Source organism: Streptomyces katrae (genome assembly GCF_000966975.1).
Classification (GTDB): Bacteria; Actinomycetota; Actinomycetes; order Streptomycetales; family Streptomycetaceae; genus Streptomyces; species Streptomyces katrae.
This window is the reverse complement of the sequence record NZ_JZWV01001095.1, coordinates 1-6,666: the sequence shown is the minus strand read 5'-3', so window position 1 is coordinate 6,666 and position 6,666 is coordinate 1. Positions and strand designations below refer to the sequence as shown.

The following is a 6,666-nucleotide window of genomic DNA, read 5'->3' as shown; positions in this document are numbered from 1 at the left end:
GCTCGGCCAGGGTCCAGTACCAGCGGGCCAGTTCGGCGCCGGTGAGGGCGGGGGTGAGGGGCGGGCGTTCCCCCGGCGCGGCCGGACCGTCGTTCGAATACATGTTCCCATTCTAGGTGGCGAGCCTGGATGCGACCGATACCGATGCGGCGCAGAATGGACGAGGGCGTCGCACCCGGGCGGGAACCGCCGGTGGACGTCCTTCCGGAGCTCAGGCCGTGCCGCACGGCGCACGGCGCCCGACGCGCTCGCCCACGCGCGACGAAATGGGGCAACGATGAGGAAATCCCTGGTGGCCACGGTGGCGGCTGCCGCGCTTGCGGCCCTCCTGGCGGGTCCCGCCACCCCCGCGTCCGCTTCCGTGTCCTGCTTCGGCAGCGGCGGGAACACCTCGATCCTGTTCTACCGGGCCGGCAGCGGCTCCGCCGTCACCGGCACCCTCTCCGCCGGCCACTGGGAGTCCAGCGGGGAGTTCCACCTGCCGCGCGGCTACACGCACGCGGCGGCGAGCCACGACTCGCTGCTGCTGTACAACAAGATCACCGGGGCCGGGGAGGTCGGCACCTTCACCTTCGGCGAGTACGCCCGCACCCGGACCATCGGCGACCTCCCGAAGGGCTGGACCCAGGTCGAGGCCTCGGGCGACTCGGTGATCTTCTACGACATCCAGACCGGCCACGCCGTCACCGGCACCCTGCAGAACGGCAAGTACCAGCAGGTGCGCACGTACGACAACTTCAAGAAGGGCTGGGCCGCGATGGCCAGCTCGTGCGACACACTGACCGCCGAGGCCCGGCCGGGGTCGGCCACCTTCTCATGGGACGCGAGCGAGCACGGAACGCTGAGGGGCGGCATCTACGGGCGGACGGGAAGTCTCTTCCTGGAGGAGGAGGAGCATCTGGGTCAGCTGACCGCCACCAGGGACTCGGTGCTGTCCTGGGCGAAGTCGGGCGGGAAACTCGCCCTCCGGGCGGGCACGGCGACCAACGGCTGGGTCTTCGACCTCGACGAGGTCGGCACCTCCCCCCTCTGGGAGAAGGTGGGCCGGACCGCGGACAGCCTGATCTTCTACAACTCCGACGGCACCGCCTCGACCTCCACGCTGGTCGACGGCCACTACAAGAGCGTCGGCCCCCTCGACGAGATCTCCCCCGGCTGGACCCTCATCGAGGGTGGCGTGTAGCCAGGACGTAGCCGCCCGCCGTCAGGGCCGACTCGGCGGGCGCGGTCGAGCACTTCGGGATGTCCGGGGTGCCTTCGGCCGCCGGGGGCGTGATGCCGACGAGCGCCTCGTCGGGCCGGCCGCCAGGGGCGGGGAGGTGGAAGCTGAGGCCCATGCGGGCGGGCAGGGGCTTGCGGTCGAGGAAGGTCTGCCAGACCGGGCCGGCGTCGACGATCCGGCCCGTCACGGACACCTCCGTGCCGTCCACCCTGAGGCAGTCGACGGTGAAGTCACCCCAGTTGAAGTTGGCGGGCTGACCGTCCTTGGCGGGCGAGTAGTGCTGGATGCGGAAGCGTCCCCGGGGGTGGGTGGCAGTGGTGGATCCTGCCGGGGCGAACAGGCCGTGGGCGTCGACGGAGATCTGGACGTCGTCGCGGGGGTCGCCGTAAGCCATACGGGCCCACCCGGTGATCCCGCTGATCCCACCGGGCCCTCCGGCCCCCGCGCCCGGGGCCGCGCTCGCGGGCGAGGGTGAGGGCGCGTCCGCGGCCAGGGCCGGGAGGCCTGCCGTGGCGGTGAGGGCGGCGGCGAGGGCCAGGGGAACGGCGAGGCGCAGGGTCGTCCGGTGCATGGCGGCGGTCTCCTCCGGGAGCGGCGTTCGGGTCGCCACCGATCCTGGCCGGGGACCCGCCCGCCGGGCATCACGCCCGGGAGGGATCCGTCCTCCCCCGGGCGGGGGAGACGGGGCACGCGGGCCGCCGGAGGGCGGCGGTATCCGGCCCGTCGGGTCACCGCTGGGGCGACCGTCCTGCCCATCGGCCGGCGGGGCCGGCCGGGTCGGCGCCGGGACCTCCGGCCGCCCTGCCCCCGCGCCGCGGGCCCGTCACCGCTGGGGTGCGGTGGCCTTCGCGTAGAGCTGGGCGGCGTAGTCGCCGAGGACGGTGCTGGTGGAGACGTCGTCCGTGTCGCCGCCGGTGAGGATGCCGATGATCTTTCCGTCGCGGCCGAGCCAGGCGCTGCCGCTGGTTCCGCCGGGGAAGTCGGCGCAGTCGAAGCGCTGTTCGCGCTCGCTGGTGCGGACGGCGACCGCCGTGCAGGTGCGGGGGACCTTGCGGTCGGCGGGGTAGCCCGTCACCGTGACCTCCTCGCCCGCGCGGCCGCTGGTGTCGAGGGTGGCGCCGCCGGTGAGGTCCTCGATGTTGCGGCCCTTGTCGTCGGGGGCGAGGCGGGCGAAGGCGAGGTCGTAGTCGTCGTCCGTGTCGTCGGCCCAGCGCTTGTCCTCGTAGACCTGCTCTATCTTCCAGACCCCGTACGGAGCAACGCCGTTCGCGTACGCGGGTGCGAAGACGGCGCCGCCGTCGCGACTCTGCTGCCCTTCCAGGAGGCAGTGGCCGGCGGTGATGAGCATGTTCTTGCCGGGGCTGCGGACCACCGTCGCGGTGCAGAAGTGGTCGCCGTCCAGCCCGCCGGTGAACAGGGCCCCGGTGAAGGCCGTGGCATTGCCCGGCTTGGGTGCGGCGGGGGCCTGCTGGGGCTTGGTCAGCTGCGGCTTCGACGCTTGCGAACGCGAAGGGCCGGTCGACGAGCCGGAGGGGGCGGCCGACTTGGCGTGCACGGGGGCGGTCGCTTCGGGCGGGGGTACCAGCTCGGCCACCGCCGCCGAGGCGCCCAGCGCCGCCACGCCACACAGCACCGCCGTCACCACGGACCGCTTGTCCACCGCCATGATCCCTCCCGCTTTGCCCTGGCGAAGCATGCCCCGACCACGGGTCGGGGTGCAAGGTCCGGGCCTCGCGCGCCGCTGGGATGGCGGGATTCCGGCCCTGGGGTGCGGCGCAAAAGCGAGGGGAGGGGTGTGCCACCAACCCCCTTTACAAGTCGGCGATTTGGCGTAGTCTCCCCCTCGTCAGCAAAACAGTGTCTGGGGGAAACAGTAATGCTCGGGACCATCGCCGCCACCGTCACCGCCGCCGCGCTCGCCGCTCCCGTCGCCGGCCTCTTCGCCCACCGCGCCGTGCGCCGGTCGGCCAACGCCCGCCTGATGCGCATCGGCACGCCGAACGGCATGGACGAGCAGGGCTTCGTCCGCATCGGCGGGATCGACCAGTGGATCTCGGTGCGCGGCGAGGACCGGGCCAACCCGGTGCTGCTGGAGATCCACGGCGGCCCGGGCGCCGCCAACTCCCCCTACGGCGCCCGCACCCGGGCCTGGGAGGAGCACTTCACCCTGGTCCGCTGGGACATGCGCGGCGCCGGGCTGACCTTCGCCCACGGCGGGCCCGTCGCCCAGGGCGGCGAGCCGTCCTTCGAGCGGCTGTACGCGGACGCGCTGGAGGTCGTCCACCACGTCCGGGAACGCCTCGGCGTGGACCGGGTGGTGCTGCTGCCCAGCTCCTTCGGCACCGTCTTCGGGCTCCGGCTGGCCCGCAGCCACCCCGAGCTCTTCTCGGCGTACGTCGGCACCGACCAGAACGTCCTGGAGGCCGGCCGGGACACCTCCGCCTACGACGCCACCCTGGAGCGGCTGCGGGCGGCCGGGAAGAAGAAGGCCGTGGCACAGGTCGAGGCGATGGGGTCCGACCCGCGCCGCTGGACGCCGGCGCAGCGGACGGCGTACGACAAGCTGTGCGCCGGGAGCGACCCGCTGACGCTGGACACCGTGAAGAAGGTGATCCTGGGCTCGATGTGGCTGTCGCCGTTGTACTCCCCCGGCCGGATCGCCGCGTACTTCAAGGGGCAGGGCTTCTCGGAGCCGGTCACGGCGGGGACGCACGGTTTCGACGACTGGGCGGAGGGCACCCGCTTCGAGGTGCCGTTCTTCGTCTTCCAGGGCGCCCTGGACGTGATCACCCCGGCGGCCCGGGCCAAGGCGTACTTCGACGCGGTGGAGGCCCCGGTGAAGGCCTTCGCGCTGATCGAGGACGCGAGCCACTTCGCGGCGCTGCGCCGCCCGGACCGCTTCCTGGAGCTGCTGCTGACCCACGTCCGGCCCGTGGTGACGGCCGGGCGGCGGACGACGGACGCCGCCTGATCCGCAGCGGCCCGGAGGCCCCCGCCCCCTCCCGCCGTCGTCTCAGGCTCCCGCCCAGAGCCCCTCCGGGGTGAGCCCCAGCAGGTCGATGGCGTTGCCGCGCACGATCCGGTCGACCACCTCGGGGTCCAGGTGGCCCATCTGGGCCTCGCCGACCTCCCGGGACTTGGGCCAGGTGGAGTCCGAGTGCGGGTAGTCGGTCTCGTAGAGGACGTTGCCGACGCCGATGGAGTCCAGGTTCTTCAGGCCGAAGGCGTCGTCGAAGAAGCAGCCGAAGACGTGCTCGGCGAAGAGCTCGGACGGCGGGCGGTGGACCTTGTCGGCGACCCCGCCCCAGCCGCGGTTCTCCTCCCAGACCACGTTCGCGCGTTCCAGGATGTAGGGGATCCAGCCGATCTGCCCCTCGGCGTACATGATCCGCAGGTTGGGGAAGCGTTCGAACTTGCCGCTCATCAGCCAGTCGACCATCGAGAAGCAGCAATTGGCGAAGGTGATGGTGGAGCCGACGGCCGGGGGGGCGTCGGCCGAGGTGGACGGCATGCGCGAGGAGGAGCCGATGTGCATGGCGATGACCGTGCCGGTCTCGTCGCAGGCCTGGAGGAAGGGGTCCCACGCGTCGGTGTGGATGGAGGGGAGCCCCAGGTGCGGGGGTATCTCGGAGAACGCGACGGCGCGCACCCCCCGCGCGGCGTTGCGGCGCACCTCCTCGGCGGCGAGGCGGGCGTCCCACAGCGGGATGAGGGTCAGGGGGATGAGGCGGCCCCGGGCGAGGGGCCCGCACCACTCCTCCACCATCCAGTCGTTGTAGGCGCGGACGCCGAGCAGGCCGAGTTCGCGGTCCTTGGCCTCGGTGAAGGTCTGGCCGCAGAAGCGCGGGAAGGTGGGGAAGCAGAGGGCGGACTGGACGTGGTTGACGTCCATGTCGGCGAGGCGCTCGGGAACCGAGAAAGAGCCGGGGCGCATCTGCTCGTAGGTGATGACTTCCAGTTTGATCTCGTCACGGTCGTACCCGACGGCGGTGTCGAGGCGGGTGAGCGGCCGGTGCAGATCCTCGTACACCCACCAGTCGCCCACCGGACCTTCGTCGCCCTTCGCGCCCATGACGGGGGCGAACCTGCCGCCCAGGAAGGTCATTTCCTTGAGGGGGGCGCGGACGATCCGGGGGCCGGTGTCGCGGTACCTGGACGGGAGCCGGTCCCGCCAGACGTGAGGGGGTTCAACCGTGTGGTCGTCCACCGAGATGATCTTCGGGAAGGTCTCCATGCCTCTTACGGTAGCGTCGATCTGACGAACCGTCAGCTATTTGTGCGCCAGTCGTCCGCCGGTCAGGAGCGGATGGCTCCGCCTCGGGCTGACGCGTACGCACAACACAGGGCAGACTGACCCTTGAACCGACGGAAGGCAGGGGGAGGACAGATGGACGGCGGACCGGCCATCCCGCACCAGCCGGACGTCTCCGACGGTCCCGGCGCCGGAGACAACCGCTTCGCCGTGCTCGGACCCATCCGGGCCTGGCGCGGCAGCCAGGCCCTGCCCTCCGGCAGCCCCCAGCAGCGCGCCCTGCTCGCCGCACTGCTGCTGCGCGACGGCCGCACCGCCACCGCACCCGAGCTGATCGACGCCATCTGGGGCGAGGACCCGCCGCAGCAGGCCCTCGCCACCATCCGCACCTACGCCTCCCGGCTCCGCAAGGTCCTCGACCCCGGGCTGCTCGTCAGCGACGCCGGCGGCTACGCCATCCGGCTGCGCCACCAGGAGGCCCTCGACCTCGGCGTCGCCCGCACCCTCGCCTCCGGGGCCGAGCAGGCCCGCGCCGCCGGCGACCGCGCCCTCGCCCGCACCCTGCTGGCCCGCGCCCTGGACCTGTGGGACGGCGAACCCCTCGCCGGGGTCCCCGGCCCGCACGCCGAGACCGAACGCACCCGGCTCACGGAATGGCGCTTCCAGCTGCTGGAGACCCGCCTCGACCTGGACCTGGAGGTCGGCCAGCACGCCGAGGCCGTCTCCGAGCTCACCGCCCTGACCGCCGCCCACCCGCTGCGCGAACGGCTCCGCGAGCTGCTGATGCTCGCCCTCTACCGCAGCGGCCGCCAGGCCGAGGCCCTCGCCGTGTACGCCGACACCCGCCGGCTCCTCGCCGAGGAACTCGGCGTGGACCCACGGCCCGAGCTGTCCGCCCTCCAGCAGCGCATCCTGAACGCGGACGCCGAACTGGCCCGCACCGAGGACCCCGCCCCGGCCGCCGCCCCCTCGGTCGTACGGCCCGCGCAGCTGCCCGCCACCGTCCCGGACTTCACCGGCCGGGCCCCCTTCGTCAGCGAACTCGGCGAGATCCTCTCCGGCTCCGACGGCCAGGTCATGGCCGTCTCCGCACTCGCCGGCATCGGCGGCGTCGGCAAGACCACCCTCGCCGTGCACGTCGCCCACGCCGCCCGCCCGCACTTCCCCGACGGCCAGCTCTACGTCGACCTCC

Annotated in this window: 6 protein-coding genes; 3 read left to right on the top strand and 3 right to left on the bottom strand. The window is 72.9% G+C overall.

Annotated elements, in window-relative coordinates; all coding sequences use genetic code 11:
• Nucleotides 1–277: 277 nt before the first annotated feature.
• The gene (locus VR44_RS32860) at nucleotides 278–1,183 is read left to right on the top strand and encodes a hypothetical protein (protein WP_157880483.1); all 906 of its coding nucleotides are present in this window, start codon (nucleotides 278–280) and stop codon (nucleotides 1,181–1,183) included.
• On the opposite strand, the gene VR44_RS32855 is transcribed toward VR44_RS32860, so the two are convergent.
• Nucleotides 1,164–1,793 (bottom strand): hypothetical protein, encoded by a 630-nt coding sequence (locus tag VR44_RS32855; protein WP_045951285.1) that lies wholly within the window; start codon nucleotides 1,791–1,793, stop codon nucleotides 1,164–1,166. The two genes, VR44_RS32860 and VR44_RS32855, sit on opposite strands and share 20 nt — an antisense overlap.
• 252 nt (nucleotides 1,794–2,045) lie before the next feature.
• Nucleotides 2,046–2,888: a trypsin-like serine peptidase gene (locus VR44_RS32850; RefSeq protein ID WP_245692675.1), complete on the bottom strand. Its 843-nt coding sequence runs from the start codon at nucleotides 2,886–2,888 to the stop codon at nucleotides 2,046–2,048.
• Nucleotides 2,889–3,098: 210 nt separating this feature from the next.
• On the opposite strand from VR44_RS32850, the gene VR44_RS32845 reads away from it, so the two are divergent.
• Nucleotides 3,099–4,193: an alpha/beta fold hydrolase gene (locus tag VR44_RS32845; protein ID WP_045951283.1), complete on the top strand. Its 1,095-nt coding sequence runs from the start codon at nucleotides 3,099–3,101 to the stop codon at nucleotides 4,191–4,193.
• 42 nt (nucleotides 4,194–4,235) lie between these two features.
• On the opposite strand, the gene VR44_RS32840 is transcribed toward VR44_RS32845, so the two are convergent.
• Entirely contained in the window at nucleotides 4,236–5,456 is a 1,221-nt protein-coding gene (locus VR44_RS32840) for an amidohydrolase family protein (protein WP_045951282.1), read from the bottom strand.
• A 153-nt stretch (nucleotides 5,457–5,609) separates the two neighbouring features.
• Here VR44_RS32840 and VR44_RS32835 point away from each other — a divergent pair.
• On the top strand, nucleotides 5,610–6,666 hold a 1,057-nt coding region (locus VR44_RS32835), incomplete at its 3' end, for an AfsR/SARP family transcriptional regulator (protein ID WP_045951281.1).